This window comes from Streptomyces krungchingensis, from assembly GCF_054729265.1.
The window spans coordinates 893,141-909,987 of sequence record NZ_JBPUKY010000001.1; the positions used below are offsets into that span (position 1 = coordinate 893,141).

Annotated in this window: 14 protein-coding genes and 1 pseudogene; 6 read left to right on the forward strand and 9 right to left on the reverse strand. The window is 71.1% G+C overall.

The annotated features are described in order from the left end of the window. Positions 1-5 precede the first annotated feature (5 nt). Positions 6-1,811, reverse strand: a complete 1,806-nt coding sequence (gene kstD, locus ACSYGO_RS04135) for a 3-oxosteroid 1-dehydrogenase (RefSeq protein ID WP_460385787.1) — start codon at positions 1,809-1,811, stop codon at positions 6-8. Positions 1,812-2,062: 251 nt separating this feature from the next. Here kstD and ACSYGO_RS04140 point away from each other — a divergent pair, with 251 nt between their 5' ends. Continuing rightward, entirely contained in the window at positions 2,063-3,706 is a 1,644-nt protein-coding gene (locus tag ACSYGO_RS04140; protein ID WP_460385788.1) for a GMC oxidoreductase, read from the forward strand. Between the two features lie 33 nt (positions 3,707-3,739). Here the strand turns inward: ACSYGO_RS04140 and ACSYGO_RS04145 are convergent, their stop codons facing one another. Together ACSYGO_RS04145 and ACSYGO_RS04150 are read right to left on the reverse strand one after the other, a co-directional pair. Next, entirely contained in the window at positions 3,740-4,219 is a 480-nt protein-coding gene (locus ACSYGO_RS04145) for a carboxymuconolactone decarboxylase family protein (protein ID WP_460385789.1), read from the reverse strand. An 8-nt stretch (positions 4,220-4,227) separates the two neighbouring features. Continuing rightward, entirely contained in the window at positions 4,228-5,301 is a 1,074-nt protein-coding gene (locus ACSYGO_RS04150; RefSeq protein ID WP_460385790.1) for an NAD(P)H-dependent amine dehydrogenase family protein, read from the reverse strand. A 135-nt stretch (positions 5,302-5,436) separates the two neighbouring features. Between ACSYGO_RS04150 and ACSYGO_RS04155 the strand changes: the two genes are divergently transcribed. Beyond that, the gene (locus ACSYGO_RS04155) at positions 5,437-6,057 is read left to right on the forward strand and encodes an L-threonylcarbamoyladenylate synthase (RefSeq protein ID WP_460385791.1); all 621 of its coding nucleotides are present in this window, start codon (positions 5,437-5,439) and stop codon (positions 6,055-6,057) included. Positions 6,058-6,217: 160 nt separating this feature from the next. On the opposite strand, the gene ACSYGO_RS04160 is transcribed toward ACSYGO_RS04155, so the two are convergent. Then, positions 6,218-8,608 carry a M4 family metallopeptidase gene (locus ACSYGO_RS04160; protein ID WP_432176062.1) on the reverse strand — a complete coding sequence of 797 codons (2,391 nt, stop codon included), beginning with the start codon at positions 8,606-8,608 and terminating at the stop codon, positions 6,218-6,220. Positions 8,609-8,884: 276 nt separating this feature from the next. On the opposite strand from ACSYGO_RS04160, the gene ACSYGO_RS04165 reads away from it, so the two are divergent. Next, entirely contained in the window at positions 8,885-9,493 is a 609-nt protein-coding gene (locus ACSYGO_RS04165; protein WP_460385792.1) for a hypothetical protein, read from the forward strand. A gap of 357 nt (positions 9,494-9,850) precedes the next feature. Here the strand turns inward: ACSYGO_RS04165 and ACSYGO_RS04170 are convergent. Beyond that, positions 9,851-10,165, reverse strand: a pseudogene (locus ACSYGO_RS04170) (SMP-30/gluconolactonase/LRE family protein); the annotation flags it as partial. Positions 10,166-10,171: 6 nt separating this feature from the next. Here ACSYGO_RS04170 and ACSYGO_RS04175 point away from each other — a divergent pair. Next, complete coding sequence (locus ACSYGO_RS04175) at positions 10,172-10,729, forward strand: GNAT family N-acetyltransferase (RefSeq protein ID WP_426679990.1); 558 nt, start codon at positions 10,172-10,174, stop codon at positions 10,727-10,729. Here the strand turns inward: ACSYGO_RS04175 and ACSYGO_RS04180 are convergent. Continuing rightward, positions 10,690-10,929: a DUF6296 family protein gene (locus ACSYGO_RS04180; protein WP_345645868.1), complete on the reverse strand. Its 240-nt coding sequence runs from the start codon at positions 10,927-10,929 to the stop codon at positions 10,690-10,692. The two genes, ACSYGO_RS04175 and ACSYGO_RS04180, sit on opposite strands and share 40 nt — an antisense overlap. 212 nt (positions 10,930-11,141) lie before the next feature. Here ACSYGO_RS04180 and ACSYGO_RS04185 point away from each other — a divergent pair, with 212 nt between their 5' ends. Continuing rightward, positions 11,142-13,874 carry a SpoIIE family protein phosphatase gene (locus tag ACSYGO_RS04185; protein ID WP_460385793.1) on the forward strand — a complete coding sequence of 911 codons (2,733 nt, stop codon included), beginning with the start codon at positions 11,142-11,144 and terminating at the stop codon, positions 13,872-13,874. 43 nt (positions 13,875-13,917) lie between these two features. Here ACSYGO_RS04185 and ACSYGO_RS04190 read toward each other — a convergent pair whose 3' ends face one another. From ACSYGO_RS04190 to ACSYGO_RS04200, 3 genes are read right to left on the reverse strand one after another with little or no spacing between them, the layout of a single operon-like run. Then, entirely contained in the window at positions 13,918-14,781 is an 864-nt protein-coding gene (locus ACSYGO_RS04190) for an ABC transporter permease (protein WP_426679988.1), read from the reverse strand. Next, a complete protein-coding gene (locus ACSYGO_RS04195; RefSeq protein ID WP_426679987.1) occupies positions 14,741-15,712 on the reverse strand; it encodes an ABC transporter ATP-binding protein in 972 nt (323 codons plus the stop codon). Before ACSYGO_RS04195 ends, ACSYGO_RS04190 begins: the two co-directional genes overlap by 41 nt. Beyond that, a complete protein-coding gene (locus ACSYGO_RS04200) occupies positions 15,709-16,164 on the reverse strand; it encodes a MarR family winged helix-turn-helix transcriptional regulator (RefSeq protein WP_432176056.1) in 456 nt (151 codons plus the stop codon). Before ACSYGO_RS04200 ends, ACSYGO_RS04195 begins: the two co-directional genes overlap by 4 nt. 191 nt (positions 16,165-16,355) lie before the next feature. On the opposite strand from ACSYGO_RS04200, the gene ACSYGO_RS04205 reads away from it, so the two are divergent. Then, positions 16,356-16,733 carry an STAS domain-containing protein gene (locus ACSYGO_RS04205; RefSeq protein WP_435225415.1) on the forward strand — a complete coding sequence of 126 codons (378 nt, stop codon included), beginning with the start codon at positions 16,356-16,358 and terminating at the stop codon, positions 16,731-16,733. Positions 16,734-16,847 lie beyond the last annotated feature (114 nt).

The following is a 16,847-nucleotide window of genomic DNA, read 5'->3' on the forward strand; positions in this document are numbered from 1 at the left end:
CAGAGTCAGGACGCGGTGGCCGCCGCGATGTCCAGGGCCGCGATGTGGCCGAAGGTCATCGCGGGGCCGATCGTCGAGCCCGCGCCCGCGTAGCTGTGCCCCATGACCGCGGCGCTGGCGTTCCCCGCCGCGTAGAGGCCGCGGATCACCGAGCCGTCCGGGCGCAGCACGCGCGCCCGGGCGTCCGTGCGCAGGCCGCCCTTGGTCCCCAGGTCGCCGGGGACGATCCGGAAGGCGTGGAAGGGGGCGAGCCAGAGGGGGGCCAGACAGGAGTTGGGGAGGATCGCCGGGTCCGTGTAGTAGTGGTCGTAGACACTGTCGCCGCGGTGGAAATCGGGGTCCCGCCCGCTCAGGGCGAGGCCGTTGAAGCGGCCGACCGTGGCGCGCAGGGCCGCCGCGGGCACGTGGATGGCCGCGGCGAGGGCGTCGAGCGTCCAGGCCTTGTACGCGGCGCCCGAGGTGTACCAGGCGTCGGGGAACGCGAAGGTCGGCGCGACGTCCTTGAACAGGTACCGGTTGCGGTAGTTCTGGTCGACGATCAGCCAGGCCGGGATGTCGGGCGCGGTCGCGTTGCGTTCGTACATGGTGTGCACGACGTCGCTGTAGGGGGCGGCCTCGTTCACGAAGCGGGCACCGGCCGCGTCGACCAGCAGGCCGCCGGGGAGGGTGCGCTCGGCGAGGCAGAAGTAGGGCTGGTCGGGCAGCGGGATCGCCGGCCCCCACCAGGCGTCGTCCATCAGGTCGAGCGCCGCGCCCGCCCGCTCCCCCGCCCGGATTCCGTCGCCGGTGTTCTCCTTGGCGCCGACCGTCCACTCGGTGCCGATGGGCTGTTGCTGGTACCGGGCGCGCATGGCCGCGTTGTGCTCGAAGCCGCCGGAACCGACGATCACCCCGCGCCGGGCGCGGACCAGACCCGGAGTGCCGTTCCGGGTGACCACCGCTCCGACGACCGTGCCGTCCTCGGTGTACAGGTCGGTGAGCGGGCTGTTCAGCCACACCGGTACCTGGGCGGAGAGCAGTCCGGCGCGCAGGCCGGCCGCCAGCGACTGGCCCATCGTCAGGGGTTTCTGGCCGAGGAGGGCCGCCTTGGTGCCGCGGGCCAGGCATTCGGCGGCCACCGCCGCGCCCTTCGCGCTCACGGCGGCGAGGGTGAGCCACTTGTAGTCCGCGCTGAAGACGACCATGCCGGCCGGGACCGGCATGTACGGCGGGTTCAGGTGCGCGAGTTCGGCGCCCAGGACGGTGCCGTCGAGCTGGTCCGGCTCCATCGACCGGCCGCGGGGCAGTCCGCCGGGGAGCTCCGGGTAGTAGTCGCTGTACCCCTCCATCCAGCGGAAGCGGAGCGGACTGTTCGCCATGACGAAGGAGATCATGGCGGGTCCGTGGTCCAGGAAGGCCTGCCGGCGCTCGGCGGACACCTCGGGGCCCACCACGGCCGCGAGGTAGGCGGCGGCCTTCTCGGGGGTGTCCGGGACTCCGGCGGCGAGGACGACCGGGTTGTTCGGGATCCAGATGCCCGCTCCGGACCGTGCCGCCGAGCCGCCGAAGGTGGGGGCCTTCTCCACGACCACGCAGCTGAGGCCCTTCCGGGCGGCCGTCAGTGCGGCGGTCATGCCCGCCGCCCCGGAGCCGATCACCACGACGTCGAAGGTGCCGAGCGGGGGGAGGTCGGCCGCCGCGGCGGTGCCCGGCAGGCCCGTCGCGAGCGCGAGCCCGGCACCCGTCGCGGCGCCGAGCACATGGCGCCGCGAGGGCCCGGGTGCCGGGGAGGGTGCGGTGGTGCGTCCGACGGGTTCCGCGCTCGGGGACATGGCAGGGCACTCCAGCAGGGCGAGGGAACGTGGGGGCGTGCGGGTGCTCCGGGAGGCAGTGGGGCGCCTGCCGCCACGGTTTCTGATGCGGAGTCAGGAATGTCGCGCGAGGGTCTTGTGAAGTCAAGGGGCACGGACACCGACCCCCTAACACCCCAAGATCGGACAGAAGTTACCAACCGGTATGTAGTGACTTGACAAGCAAGTATCAGTAGAACGTGTTCTCACCCATCGACAGTGAGGAGCGTCACATGGGTGAGACTGTCCAGTACAACAACGAATCCAGGGGTGTTTCGCGGCGAAGATTCATTGCTGGAACTGGTTCTATTCTTGGAGCGATGACGCTCGCGGGGCAGGCCGCCGCGGCGCCCCAGAGGTCGCTCACCGCCGCCGGTCCGATCCCCTCAGGAGCCCACGTCCCCGTCCTGGTGATCGGCACCGGATACGGCGGATCCGTCACGGCACTGCGCCTCGCCCAGGCCGGTGTCGACGTACAGATGGTCGAGATGGGCATGGCCTGGGACACCCCGGGCTCGGACGGCAAGATCTTCGCCAACACGACCAGCCCGGACTACCGGTCCTTCTGGCTGCGGACCAGGACGAAGCAGCCCATCAGCAATTTCCTCGGCTTCCCGATCGACAAGAACGTGCCCCGCTACACCGGGATCCTGGACGCCGAGGAGATGGGCGGGATCATCGTCTACCAGGGCCGCGGCGTCGGCGGCGGCTCGCTCGTCAACGGCGGCATGGCCGTCACCCCCAAACGGGAGAACTTCGGCGCCGTGCTCCCGTCGGTGAACGCCGACGAGATGTACGCGACGTACTATCCGCGCGCCAACAGTGGTCTCGGCGTGGGCACCGTCGACCCGACGTGGTTCGACAGCGCGGACTGCTACCAGTACGCGCGGGTCGGCCGTAAGCAGGCCCAGCGCTCCGGCTTCCCGTTCGTCTTCGTACCCGACGTGTACGACTGGGACTACATGGAACAGGAGGCTGCCGGAACCGTCCCCAAGTCGGCCCTGGCCGGCGAGATCCTCTACGGCAACAACTACGGCAAGAAGTCGCTGCAGAAGACCTACCTCGCCCAGGCCGCGGCCACCGGGCGGGTCACGGTCTCACCGCTGCACAAGGTCACCTCGGTCTCCTCGGCGTCCGGCGGCGGCTACACGGTCGTCATCGACCAGATCAACACCACCGGGGACACCACGGCCACCAAGACCGTGACCGCGGACCGGGTGTTCTTCGCCGCCGGCAGCGTCGGCACGAGCAAGCTGCTGGTCAAGCTGAAGGCCACCGGCGCACTGCCCGGCCTGAACGACCAGATCGGCAAGGGCTGGGGCGACAACGGCAACGTCATGTGCGGTCGCGCCAACCACCTCTGGGACCCGACCGGCGCGCTCCAGGCCAGCATTCCGTGCGGCGGCATCGACAACTGGACCGCGGGCGGCGCGTTCGCCGAGGTCGCACCGCTGCCCACCGGCATCGAGACCTTCGCGTCGTTCTACCTGTCCATCACCAAGAATCCGAACCGCGCCGAGTTCTCCTGGAACGCCGGCACGGGCACCGTCGGCCTGAACTGGCAGACCGCCTGGAAGCAGCCGTCCATCGACATGGCCAAGTCGATCTTCGACAAGATCAACGCGAAGGAGGGGACGATCTACCGCACCGATCTCTTCGGCACGTACAAGATCTGGGGCGACCACCTCACGTACCACCCGCTGGGCGGCGCGGTCCTCGACAAGGCCACCGACAACTACGGCCGTCTGCACGGCCATCCGGGCCTGTACGTCATCGACGGCGCGCTCATCCCGGGTAACACCAGCGTCAACCCGTTCGTCACCATCACGGCGCTCGCCGAGCGCAACATCGAGAAGATCATCGCCACCGATCTGTAGCGGTGACCGGGCCGACCGAGCGGCCCGGACCCGTCAGTGGGTGGGCAGCACGCACACGGCGTCCAGGCCCAGCACATGGTTGAGCCGGCCGAACACCAGCCAGGAGCCGATGCTCATGCTCAGCTCCACGATCTCGTGCTGGCTGTACTGCGCGGTCATCCGAGTCCAGAACTCGTCGTCCAGACCGTGGTGATCCAGTGCGTACCGCTCGGCGTACTCCGCGGCCAGCCGGGTGCGGTCGTCGAAGGCGTCGGTGGTACGCCACTGGGTCACCGCGTCGGCGAACTCCTCCTCGACCTTCTGCCCGTCCCGCTCGGTGCGCCAGTCGAGACAGAACAGGCACCCGTTGATCTGCGCGATGCGCAGCCGCGCCGCCTCGAACTCGCGCAGCCCCAGGGTCGTGTGCTCGTACACCGACAGCGAGAAGTTCGCGGCGGCCATACCGATGCCGGGGACCATCTCGCCCCACACGTAGCCGATCGGTTCCTGGCCCTCGGGAATGTCGATGTGCATGGTCGTGGTCACTTCCTTCCGAGTCGGCCGACTGCGGGACGCAGCGGGACGTCGAGCGCGTCGTAGAGTCCGGGTTCCGCGTTCACCAGCCAGTCGATGGCGCCCACCAGCCGTCCGACGGCGGTGGCATTGCCGCCGGCGGAGCGGTTCTCACCCTCGTCGGTGGCCTCGACGGTCACCTGGATGCGCGGCCGGCCTTCGATGATCACGCGATGGGCGCCGTCACCGTCGGGCGGCATCGGCCAGTCCGGTGCGCAGGACGGGTGGATGCGGGTCACGTGCTCGATGACGATCCTCGGTTCTCCCCCGACGATCCCCTGCACCTCGAACCGCACCGCGCCCTGGGTGCCCGCCTCGAACTCGCCCATCGTGCGGGTGCGCACGGTGTCGGTGAGCGCGCGCCGGTCCGTGGCCTCCCGGATCTCGTCGAGTTGGACGCCGAGTGCCCGGGCCATCAGCCGGATCTGCCCGCCCCACACCATGGTGGGAACGGACGGCGCGAGCATCAGCGGCTCGTAGTCCATCGGGTGCCCCATGCCGATGAGCTGACGGACGGAATCCTCCTGGTCGTACGTCGAGTAGTCGAAGATCTCCTGGCAGCGGACGGCGTCCACCGTGGTGCCGAGTCCGCTGATCAGCAGGGGCAGGACGTCGTTGCCCCACCCGGGATCGACACCGGAGACGAAGAGGGAGCCGCCGCCCTCGGCGACGGCGGCGAGCATCGGATCCCTGAACTCCGGCGGGGCGTTGCGCTGGTCGTAGAGCGGATAGAGAGCCGGGGTGACGACCACCGCCCCGGCGCGTATCGCCCTGCCGATGTCGGCGAGGGCTTCGTCGGGACGGATGTCGCCGGTCGCCGCGTACACCACGGCCCCCGGTGAGCCGGCCAGGACGGCGTCGATGTCATCGGTCGCCGCGACCCCCAGGCCGTGGTCGAGCCCGGCGAGTTCGCCCGCGTCGCGGCCGACCTTGCCGGGGTTGTGGACGAGCACCGCGGCGAGTTTCAGAGCCGGGTGCGCCTCGACGGCGCGGATGGCCGCGCGGCCGACATTTCCGGTACCCCACACCACCGTGGAAATCATGCGCGGAGGGTAGCCAGAGGACCTCGAGGTTCATAGAGCCGTGAGCGGTGAAATGTCCCGGGCTGTGCGGCGCCGGTGCGTCCGGGCCGTGCGCCGGTCGCCCTGGGGGCTCGGCGACGGATCTAAGCTCGCCGTATGGCCAAGTACTTCGACGTGCACCCGGAGAACCCGCAACGGCGCATCATCGGCCAGGTGGCCGAGATCGTCCGTTCCGGAGGGCTCATCGTCTACCCGACGGACTCCTGCTTCGCGCTCGGGTGCCAGCTGGGCAACCGGGAGGGGATCGACCGCATCCGCTCGATCCGCCGGCTGGACGAGCGTCACCACTTCACCCTGATGTGCCAGGACTTCGCGCAACTGGGCCACTTCGTGCGCCTCGACAACACCACGTTCCGCACCATCAAGGCGGCGACGCCGGGCAGTTACACCTTCATCCTCCCGGCGACGAAGGAGGCGCCGCGCCGGATGCTGCACCCGAAGAAGCGGACGGTCGGGGTCAGGATTCCCGACCATGTCGTCGCCCAGGCGATTCTCGCCGAGCTCGGCGAGCCGCTGCTGTCGAGCACCCTGCTCCTGCCGGACGAGGACAAGCCCCTCACCCAGGGCTGGGAGATCAAGGAGGAGCTCGACCACGTGGTGGACGCGGTCATCGACTCCGGGGACTGCGGCACCGAACCGACGACCGTCATCGACTTCTCCGGCGGGGGGCCGGAGATCGTCCGCCTGGGTGCGGGGGATCCCTCCCGCTTCGAGTGAGCCTCAGGGCACGCGAGCGGCGCCTTCCCGCCCTCCGCTCCCCCGGTCGGCACGCCCCGCAGGCCGGCGCACCCCGGCCGACAACGCGGAGCCGCGGCGTGGGCCGTCCTCACGGAGGACCCACGCCGCGGCGGATGCGCGGTGGTTCAGGCGGTGCCGGTCAGCCGGTCGTCAGGGCGGTGTCGTCGACGACGAAGCTGGTCTGCAGGGAGGAGTCCTCGACGCCGCTGAACTTCAGCGTGACGGTGGAGCCGGCGAGCGAGGACAGGTCGAAGGTCTTCAGGGTGTACCCCGAGGCCTTGTTGAGGTTGGAGTAGGTCGCCAGCGTCTTCGACCCGGCGGTGACCGTCAGCTTGTCGTACTGAGTGCTGGTCGTGGTCTCCGCGGAGTCGATGTGCAGGTAGAAGGTGAGCGTGGCCTTGCAGCCGCTCGGGATGGTCACCGACTGGGACAGCGTGTCGGTGTTGGTGGTGCCGTAGCCGTCCAGCCAGGCCTTGTAGGAACCGCCGTGCGCCGCCTGGCTGCTGGAGTTGGTGATGACGCCGCTGGTCGCGGTCCAGGTGGTGTTGCCGGACTCGAAGCCGGGGTTGCCGAGCAGCTGCGTCGAGGTGCAGGTGCCGCCGCCCGAGGAGCTGACGGTCCAGGTGAAGGACGCGGTGCCGGTGGCGCCCGTGCTGTCGGTCACCGTGACGGTCGTGCTGTACGTGCCCGCCGTGGTGGGGGTGCCGGAGATCACGCCGGTGGAGCTGTTGACGGACAGCCCCGTGGGCAGACCGGACGCCGCGTACGACAGCGCGCCGCTGTTGGTGCTGCTGGCCGAGATCTGCAGGCTCACCGCGGTTCCGACGGTGGAGGACTGACTGCCCGGGTTGGTGACCGTCACGCCCGAGGACGGCGGTGTGATGTGGCTGCCGACGTTGATGCCCGCGAAGGCGTTGCCCACACCGGCGTACTGGGTGGAGTTGGTGCCGTACAGCGCGGCGGCGGCGTTGAGCGCCGCGGTGCGGGCGCCCGCGTAGTTGGTGCTGGACGTCATGTACGTCGTCAGCGCCTTGTACCAGATCTGCAGTGCCGCGGCCCGGCCGATGCCCGTGACGGCGACACCGTCGGACGTCGGCGAGTTGTAGGTGACGCCGTTGATGACCTTGGTGCCGCTGCCCTCGGAGAGCAGGTAGAACATGTGGTTCGCCGGGCCCGAGGAGTAGTGCACGTCGAGGTTGCCGACACCGGAGTACCAGCTGTCGGCGGAGCCGCCGTCCTTGCTGGGCTTGTCCATGTAGCGCAGCGGGGTGCCGTCGCCGTTGATGTCGATCTTCTCGCCGATGAGGTAGTCACCGACGTCACTGCTGTTGTTGGAGTAGAACTCCACGCCGGTGCCGAAGATGTCGGAGGTCGCCTCGTTCAGGCCGCCGGACTCGCCGGAGTACTCCAGGCCCGCGGTGTTGGAGGTGACGCCGTGGCTCATCTCGTGGCCGGCCACGTCGAGCGAGGTGAGGGCGTGGGTGCCGCCCGATCCGTCGCCGTAGGTCATGCAGAAGCAGTCGTCGTCCCAGAAGGCGTTCACGTACGCCGTGCTGTAGTGGACGCGCGAGTAGGCCGCGACCCCGTCGTTCTTGATGCCGCTGCGGCCGAAGGTGTTCTTGTAGAAGTCCCACGTCATCTGGGCGCCGTAGGCGGCGTCGGCTCCGGCGGTCTGGGTGTTGGACCCGGACCCGGTGCCCCAGGTGTCGTCGGCGTCCGTCATCAGCGTGCCGGTGCCGGACGTGCCGTTGTTGAGGCTGTACGTCTTGTGCCCGCCGCGCGTGCCGTCGGTCAGCTGGTAAGTCGACCCGGACAGCGTGGTGTTCAGGGTCACCGTGCCGCTGTACTGCGTGTTGCCGGTGCCGGTCTGGACGCCCTCGTAGCGGTGGAGCTCCTTGCCGGTGGTGGCGTCGGTGACGACGTGCAGTTTGCTCGGTGTGCCGTCGTCCTGGAGGCCGCTGACGACGGTCTCCCAGGCGAGCCGCGGGGTGCCGGTGCCGGCCCAGATCACCTTGCGGGCGCTGTCGGCGGCGGGCTTGTGCGCGTCGAGGGCCTGGGCGGCCTTCAGCGCCTTGCCCGCGGCGGCCGACCTGGTGACCTTCGCCGTGGTGGAGGCGACCTTGATGGCGCGCTTGTTGTTGAAGGTGGTGCTCACCGTGCCGGAGGCCAGGGAGGCGGGCGGGGTGTGGACGACGAGGTCGCCGCCCAGCACCGGCAGGCCGGCGTAGGTGCGTTCGTAGCGGGTGTGGAGGGTGCCGTCCTTGTCCTTGACGACGTCCTTGACGACCAGTTTCTCCTTGGCGCCGAGGCCGAGGGAGTCGGCGGTCGCCGCGCTCCGCTGCGTTGCGTTCTTCAACAGCGCCGTGTGCTGGGCCGGGGTGAGTGCGGCCTCCAGTCCCCCGGTGCGCAGGGGGCTGGTGTGGGGGGCGGGCTTGGCGGCTGCCGGGACCGTCTGTATGCCGACGGCCAGGAAAGCGGCGGTGGCCACCAGGGCTCCGGCCGCGGTCGCCTGACGGGGGATACGTCTCACTCGTACTCCTACTGCTTCGGCCGCGTAGGGGCGGCCGCTGACAGACCGGGCAGACGGGGTTGTGCTGTCCGGGACGAGCTGAGCTGGGGTGTGCGGGAACGCGACCGTGGGCAGACCGGGTGAGGCCTGCACGACAGGTGGACGAAGGATGGCATTGTTGACCGATGCATGACATGGCCTTGCGGTCGATCGAGGGGTGATCGAGGGTTATCCCTACGCCCCGCCCCCAGGGACCCCTCTCCTCGCAACGGACCGGCGGAGCAGGACGCCCGGGCGATGTCCGACAATCAGCACATGGACGTCCTCGAACTGCTCGAATCCGCCGCTCTGTTGGTGCCCGAGGACCGGGCGTCCGGGAACGACGTCACGGTGGGCGACGTGTGGGAGTACCTCGCCGCCGACGAGTGGGAGCTCGCCGTCGGTCTGCTGGAGGAGCTGACGGACACCGGGCCGCTACCTGTGCCGTTCTGGGAATCGCTCGCCGCTGCCGCCGAGGAGCTGCGGCTGGAGCGGAGCGCCGCCTGGTGCCACTGGCGGTGCTCCGAGCTCCGCAACGGCGTGGTGCTGGCCGATCTGACGCTGCGTCCGGCCGCGAAGGGGCCACGCACCACGCCCGTCCCCGGCGCCGGCGTGCTCCGCCCGATGTGGGACCTCGGAGAGCGGACCGCCGATGGTGGGCCGGCGGTCCGCATCGCCGGGATGTGGGTGGAGCGCACCGCCCTCCTGGAACCGGGCGGACAGGGCCGTATCCGGCTCGTGCCGCTGGTGCCGTCGGGCTGGCTGCACGTCGAGCCGGGTCAGGTGATCACGATGTACGAGACCCGGGCCGCGGCCGGGACCGCGGTCGTCGTGGACGTCCGTCCTCCTACCGGGCCGGGTGGCTGACCCGCGAGGCGACTTCCCACAGCGGGCAGCGCATCGGCGCCCTGCGCCACCTGGGATGAATCCCCGACGGCGGGCAGAGCTTCGGTGCGCAGCCCCACCGACGACGACCGTGCGTCGGCACGCAGCCCCTCGCCGCCCGGCGCACGCGCCGGCGCGGGGAGCCGCCCGGGAGCGCGCCGCTCCCCCGCCGTCCCTCGCCAGGATCACGGCCGGCCCGCCCCCGGCACCTCGACCTCGACGGCCAGCACCCGGCCGCTTCCGGGCGTGACCATCTCGGGCTCCGTCATCCCGCCGTTCCGCGGCCACGACGAACAGGGTCGTGCCGTCCGGTCCGCCCAGCGCGCAGGCGAAGCCGCCACGGTCGAGGTCGACGCGGTCCAGCACCTTGCCGCCCTCCGCGACGCGCACGCAGCAGCGGTTCGGCACGTCGGCGTACCAGACAGCTCGCCGCGCGTCGACGCAGATGCCGTCCGGGGTGCCGTCGCCCAGGTCGACCCAGACGCGCCGGCCGGACAAGCCGCCGTCCGGGGCGATGTGCCCTCGTCCGGCACCGGCACGGCGCCGGCGTCCCACCCTCTGAACGAACGCGCACCGGCGGAATCGACAGGTTCCCGCCGCGCGGAGCGGGCCGGCACAAATCCGGTCGCCCCGTGGGCCGCCGCTGCCTAGCATGACCGGATGCCCGAACTCCAGCGCCTCCGCCCCGAACACGCCCCGGCTCTCCTGGAGTTCGAGCAGGAGAACAGGGCGTATTTCGCCGCGTCGATCCCCGACCGCGGCGACGACTACTTCGCCCGCTTCGACGCACGCCACGCCGAACTGCTCGCCGAGCAGGCAACGGGCCTGTGCATCTTCCACCTGGTCGTGGGCGACGGAGGCGAGGTCCTGGGGCGGGTCAACCTGGTCGACGTGGCGGACGGTTCGGCCGAACTGGGATACCGCATCGCCGAGCGCGCGGCCGGGCGGGGCCTGGCGACGGCCGCGGTGCACGCGGTCTGCTCCCTGGCCGTCGCGGAGTACGGTCTGCGCGAGCTGCGGGCCAGGACCACCGTCGACAACGCCGGTTCACGGACCGTCCTCGCCCGTACGGGATTCGTGTCCGTCGGCGACGTCGAGTTGAGCGGTCGCCCCGGGATCCGTTACGTGCGAAAGCTTCGGGACGCCGACTCCTCCGCGTCCCGAAGCCTCCGGCAGGTTCAGGGAATCGGTTCGGCGGACGGGTTGAGCGGGGACTGATAGGCGCCGCTCGCCAGCATGCGTACCTCACCCGCCGGGGTGATCTCTGCACGGAGTATGCCTGTGGGATCGCTGTACACCGGGTGGCCACCCGGCCCGAGACTCTCGGTCCGCTCGACGACCACCTCGTCGGTCACGACGCTGGCACCGCCCGATCCCGGATGGGTGAAGGACAGCCGGAAACGGTCCGGGTTCTTCATGACGACCTCCCGCGCTCAAGCCACAAATGCGGGCAAAAACTTCCTCCTCCATCATGCGGCCAGATCCTCGTGAAGGCAGCCCCGTCCCGGCGGCAACAGCAGTTCCGCCCCTGCGGCAGGGGGCCGGGCCCGTTGCGGGGACCGGCATCGGCGGCCCCTCACGTCGTGCGACGCCTCTCGCCTCCGGGCGCCGGGCAGTGTAGACATAGCACATGGTCGGACTATTGGGTCGAACCCGGGCTCAGTCGACCCGCCGCACCACCACACCGCTCCCTCAGCGTGGGTCGAACGAGGGCAAGCACCGTCGCGGCGCGTCCGCCGGGCCCCGGTCGGCACTCAGTGTGCGCAGCGTCGCCGGACAGGTGTTCGTCCTTCAGGTCGTGATCGTGCTGCTGCTGGTGGTGTCCGCAGTGGTGGCCCTGGTGCTTCAGGTGCGGCACGACAGCACTCAGGAGGCCCGCAACCGCTCCCTCGCGGTGGCCGAGACGTTCGCCCACGCTCCGGGGACCCGGGCGGCCCTGAGCTCTCCCGACCCCACCGCCATCCTCCAGCCGAGCGCGGAGGCGGCCCGCAAGGCGTCGAACGTGGACTTCATCGTCGTGATGAGCACCGACGGGATCCGCTACACCCATCCCAAGCCCGACCGGATCGGCAAGAAGTTCGTCGGCACGATCGCGCCCGCGGTGGCCGGTAAGTCGGTCGTCGAGGAGGTCAACGGCACCATCGGTCCGCTGGTGCAGGCGACGGTGCCCGTCGAGGACCCCGGGGGCAAGGTCGTGGGCCTGGTGTCGGCCGGTATCACCACGGCGAACGTGGGCGGCGTGGCCGACCGGCAGCTGCCGCTCGTCCTCACCTCCGCCGGCGTCGCACTCGCCCTGGCCACCGCGGGCACCGCGCTCGTGAGCCGGCGCCTGCTGCGCCAGACGCGTGGCCTGGGCCCGTACGAGATGACCCGGATGTACGAGCACCACGACGCGGTGCTGCACGCCGTCCGGGAGGGAGTGATCATCGTCAGCGGCGAGGGGCGGCTCGTGCTCGCCAACGACGAGGCCAACCGGCTGCTCGACCTGCCGGAGGACGCCGAGGGCCGGCACGTGCTCGACCTGGGCCTCGACGCGGACACCGCGGACCTGCTGGCCTCGGGGCAGATCGTCACCGACGAGGTGCACCTGGTCGGGGACCGGCTGCTCGCCGTCAACCAGCGGCCCACGGACCTCCAGGGCGGCCCGCCGGGCAGCGTCGCGACCCTGCGCGACTCGACGGAGCTGCGCGCGCTGTCCGGACGGGCGGAGGTGGCACGCGAGCGCCTGAAGCTGCTGTACGACGCCGGAGTGGGCATCGGCACGAGCCTGGACGTGCGGCGGACCGCCGAGGAGCTCGCTGAGGTGGCCGTCCCGCGCTTCGCCGACTTCGTGACCGTGGACCTCGCCGACGCCGTCCTGAACGGGCAGGAGCCCGACCCCGTCAACGGGCTGCGCCGTACGGCGTCGGGCGGGATCCGCGGCGACGCGCCGCTGTATCCCGTCGGCCACCACATCGGCTTCGTGGCCTCCTCCCCCCAGGCCCACAGCCTGCGCACCGGGCGGGCGGTCATCGAACCCGCCCTCGGCGACGCCCCCGGGTGGCTCGCGCAGGACCTCCAGCGCACCGCGCGGGTCGTGGACTACGGAATCCACTCGCTGATCGCCGTACCCCTGCGCGTGGGCCCGCTCATGATGGGCGTGGTCAACTTCTGGCGCTCGGAGAAGCCCGAGCCCTTCGACTCGGAGGACCTGGCCCTCGCCGAGGAGCTGGTCGCGCGGGCGGCGGTCTCCATCGACAACGCGCGCCGCTACACCCGCGAGCACACGATGGCGGTGACGCTCCAGCGCAGCCTGCTCCCGCGCAACCTGCCCGAGCAGAACGCGCTCGACATCGCCTACCGCTACCTCCCCGCGCAGGCCGGGGTGGGCGGGGACTGGTTCGACGTGCTGCCGCTGCCCGGCGCCCGGGTCGCGGTCGTGGTGGGGGACGTGGTCGGCCACGGGCTGCTGGCCGCGGCGACGATGGGGCGCCTGCGGACCGCGGTCCACAACTTCTCCGCCCTGGATCTGCCGCCGGACGAGCTCCTCGGCCTCCTGGACGAGCTGGTCGGCCGGATCGACCAGGACGAGCTGTCCGAGGAGGGCAGGTCCGCCGTCACCGGCGCCACCTGCCTGTACGCCATCTACGACCCGACGTCCCGGCGGTGCACGGTGGCGCGGGCCGGGCACCCGCCGCCCGCGGTGGTGCGCCCGGACGGCAGTGTGGAGTTCCCCGACGTGCCGGCCGGTCCGCCGCTCGGCCTGGGCGGCCTGCCGTTCGAGACGGCCGAGCTCGACCTGGAGGAGGGCAGCCGGCTCGTCCTGTACACGGACGGCCTCATCGAGGACCGGGAACGGGACATCGACGAGGGCCTGGGACTGCTGCGCACCGCCCTGGCCGGGGCGGACCGCTCGCCCGAGGAGACCTGCCGCGCCGTGCTCCACGCGCTGCTGCCCGCCCGGCCGAGCGACGACATCGCGCTGATCGTCGCCCGTACGCACGCCCTGGGCGAGGACCGGATCGCCGACTGGCAGGTCCCCTCGGAGCCGGCGGCCGTCGGCGAGGTGCGCGCCTCGGTGACCCGCCGGCTGGCGGACTGGGGGCTGGAGGAGATGGCGTTCACCACCGAGCTCGTCCTCAGCGAGCTGGTCACCAACGCGATCCGCTACGGCAACGGCCCGATCCGGGTTCGGGTACTGCTCGACCGCACGCTGATCTGCGAGGTCTCCGACGGCAGCAGCACCTCACCCCATCTGCGCTACGCGGCGTCCATGGACGAGGGCGGGCGCGGCCTGTTCCTGGTCGCGCAGCTCGCCGAACGCTGGGGCACCCGCTACACGCCCGACGGCAAGGTGATCTGGGCCGAGCAGCCGTTGCCGTGACCCGGCGCCGTGGCGTGCGCCGGGGTACGCGATGCGGGCACGCTCAGCGGGCCAGCCGTCCGAGCAGGGACGAGGCGGACAGGATGCCGAGCGCCGCGGCCACGACCAGGACGCCGTAGTCCAGGGCCAGGTGGGCGTGCGTGCCGAGCAGCAGTCCGCGCAGGGCGTCGACCTGGTAGCTCAGCGGGTTGACCATGCTGACGGCCTGGAGCCAGCCGGGCATGACGGCGACCGGGTAGAGCGCGTTGGAACCGAAGAACAGCGGCATCGTGATGGCCTGGCCGATACCCATCAGGCGGTCCCGGGTGAGCACGATGCCGGCGATCGTCATGGACAGGCAGGAGAAGAAGGCCGAACCGAGGACGACGGCCACCGCGACGCCCAGCAGCCGCAGCGGGTTCCAGGTCATCGCCACCCCGAGCAGCGCGGCGATGACGATCACCACGACGGCCTGGATCAGCGCCTTCACGCCGGCGGCGAAGGCCTTGCCGGTGATCAGCGCCGAGCGCGGGGTCGGCGTGACGAGGAGTTTCGTGAGGATCCCGGCGTCCCGCTCCCAGATGATCATGATGCCGTAGAAGATCGCGATGAACATCGCGGACTGGGCGATGATGCCGGGTGCCAGGTAGTCGAGGTACGGGATGCCCCCGGTGGGTATCGCGCGGATCCGTGTGAAGGTCTCGCCGAAGATCAGCAGCCACAGCGCGGGCTGGATCGCCCGGGTGTACAGCTCGGTGCGGTCGTGGCGGAGCTTCTGCAGCTCGACGGCGCACATCGCGCCGACCCGGGCGGGCAGCACCCGCCAGCCGGTGCGGGCCCTCGGCGGGACCACGAGCAGGTCCAGTGCGCCCGTCGGCCGCACGCCGTCAGCCGACACGGGACGCGGTGCGGCGGGTGCTTCGTACATCGCTGAACTCTCCTGACCGGTCGTCGAGGCCACTGCCGGCGATGTCGCGGAAGACGTCCTCCAGCGTGGGCAGTTCACCGTTCGCGGCGGTTCCCCGCCGTTCGCCGAGGCCCGTCCTCAGCTCGTCCGGGGTGCCGAGGGCGCGGATCCGTCCGCGGTGCATCAGCGCGACGCGGTCGCAGTACTGGTCGGCCTCGTCCATGTAGTGGGTCGTCACGAGGACGGTCATTCCGGTGGCCGCCCGTACGGCGTTGATGTGCTCCCACACGTTGGTCCTGGCGATCGGGTCGAGGCCGATGGTCGGCTCGTCGAGGATCAGCAGGCGGGGCGCGCTGACCAGTGCCTGGGCGAGTTCCAGGCGCCGGACCATGCCTCCGGAGTACGTCTTGGCGAGCCGGTCGGCCGCGTCGGTCAGGTCGACCGCCGCGAGTGCCTGGTCGACGCGCGCCGTGCGCTCGCGGCGCGGGACGTCGAAGACGCGGGCGAACAGGGACACGTTCTCCCGTCCCGTGAGTCCGGAGTCGGCGGACAGTTGCTGCGGCACGTAGCCGAGCAGTCGGCGCACGGCCATGCGTTCGCCGGCGGCGTCGTGCCCGAAGACGCGGATCGTGCCGGCCGGGACGGGCAGCAGCGTGGTGATGCAGCGGATGGCGGTCGTCTTGCCGGCGCCGTTGGGTCCGAGCAGGCCGAACACCTCGCCGTCGCGGACCGAGAGTTCGAGCCCGTCGACCGCGGTGGTCTCGCCGAAGGTGTGGACGAGTCCCGTGCAGGTGACCGCGCAGCCGTCCGCCTCCGGCGGCTCCGGGGCCGCCCGGCCGCCCGTCCCCGGCCGGCCGTCGGCCGCTGCGGGGCTCCCGGCTCCGTCGGGCGCTTCGGAGCCGTGGCCGGCCCGTCGGGCGGGGTCTCCCCTGTCGGTGCTGTACCGCCTCATGTCTCCTCGGCCTCCTCGTGCAGGTGCGCCGCCAGCTTGCGCAGCGCCGGGATCGCCGCTGCCAGGGCCGCGCGGTCGGCGTCGTCCAGGCGGTCCACCTGGCGGCGTACGAGTGCCGCCCGGCGCTCGCGCCAGTCGCGCAGCCGGGCTCCGGCCGCAGGTGTGGGCAGAAGGCGCGCGGCGCGCCGGTCGGCCGGGTCCGTCTCGCGGCGCAGATAGCCGTCCCGCACGAGCTGGTTGACCAGCGTCGAGACGGAGTTGCCCGCGAGACAGAGCTCCTTGGCCGCTTCCGACACACCGATGCCGGGACGGGCGGCGACCAGCCGCAGCAGTTCGACCTCGGCGCCGCGCAGCCGCGGGGCCGTCATGCCGCCGCGCAGCCGCCGCCGGATGAGGCGCTGCACCCCGGCCAGGGTGTCGGCGAGTGTGTCGGGAAAGGTCTCTGGCTCCACGCTTTCGACGATAGCTCTGTGACAGAGGTATCCCGGGAAAGGAAGGGTCAAGAGCAGGCAAGCCTTCGGAACCCGTCCGTGCACGAAAGATCCGGGTGTGCACCGCATTTCGAGGGGTACTCGGGAACGTGCTCGCCGGCGTCCCGCACGCCGGAAGGATTCCGACGGGTCAGTGTCCATTGGAGGGAACCGTGCCGGCCGAACCAGCTCCCGTGTCCATCGACGTGACACTGCCCCGGGAGGGCATCGCCCTGGTCACCGTCGAAGGGGACCTGGACGTCGAGACCGCCCCCGAACTCCGTCATCATCTGTCCGACCAGGTCCGCGCCGGGCGCCGGCACCTGCTGATCGACCTGGCCTCGGTCCCGTTCATGGACTCGTCCGGCATCAACGCCATACTCAAGGCCCTCGAGGAGACCCGGCTGGCGGGCGGCAGCATACGCCTCGTCTCGCCCGCGCCGGCCGTCCGGCGCGTCCTCGACCTGACCGGCGTCAACCTGGCGATCGCGTCCTCGGACAGCGTGGACGCCGCGCTGGCCCTCGTGGCCGAGGACGCCACACCCCGCTAGCACCATCGGCTCCGTCGGCAACGGCGAACCGTCGCGCTCGCGGGATCGATAGTTGTCATTTGACAACTGTAGCCGTGAGGCAACAAAGTGATCGACGTCGGAATGCGGAAAGGA

What these genes read in the sequence shown, in the direction of transcription:
- ACSYGO_RS04165 (WP_460385792.1), top strand. Translation starts at nt 8,885, where the DNA reads ATGTCCGACAATCAGCACATGGACGTCCTCGAACTGCTCGAATCCGCC.
- kstD (WP_460385787.1), bottom strand. Translation starts at nt 1,811, where the DNA reads ATGTCCCCGAGCGCGGAACCCGTCGGACGCACCACCGCACCCTCCCCG.
- ACSYGO_RS04140 (WP_460385788.1), top strand. Translation starts at nt 2,063, where the DNA reads ATGGGTGAGACTGTCCAGTACAACAACGAATCCAGGGGTGTTTCGCGG.
- ACSYGO_RS04195 (WP_426679987.1), bottom strand. Translation starts at nt 15,712, where the DNA reads ATGAGGCGGTACAGCACCGACAGGGGAGACCCCGCCCGACGGGCCGGC.
- ACSYGO_RS04180 (WP_345645868.1), bottom strand. Translation starts at nt 10,929, where the DNA reads ATGAAGAACCCGGACCGTTTCCGGCTGTCCTTCACCCATCCGGGATCG.
- ACSYGO_RS04190 (WP_426679988.1), bottom strand. Translation starts at nt 14,781, where the DNA reads ATGTACGAAGCACCCGCCGCACCGCGTCCCGTGTCGGCTGACGGCGTG.
- ACSYGO_RS04185 (WP_460385793.1), top strand. Translation starts at nt 11,142, where the DNA reads ATGGTCGGACTATTGGGTCGAACCCGGGCTCAGTCGACCCGCCGCACC.
- ACSYGO_RS04155 (WP_460385791.1), top strand. Translation starts at nt 5,437, where the DNA reads ATGGCCAAGTACTTCGACGTGCACCCGGAGAACCCGCAACGGCGCATC.
- ACSYGO_RS04145 (WP_460385789.1), bottom strand. Translation starts at nt 4,219, where the DNA reads ATGCACATCGACATTCCCGAGGGCCAGGAACCGATCGGCTACGTGTGG.
- ACSYGO_RS04150 (WP_460385790.1), bottom strand. Translation starts at nt 5,301, where the DNA reads ATGATTTCCACGGTGGTGTGGGGTACCGGAAATGTCGGCCGCGCGGCC.
- ACSYGO_RS04175 (WP_426679990.1), top strand. Translation starts at nt 10,172, where the DNA reads ATGCCCGAACTCCAGCGCCTCCGCCCCGAACACGCCCCGGCTCTCCTG.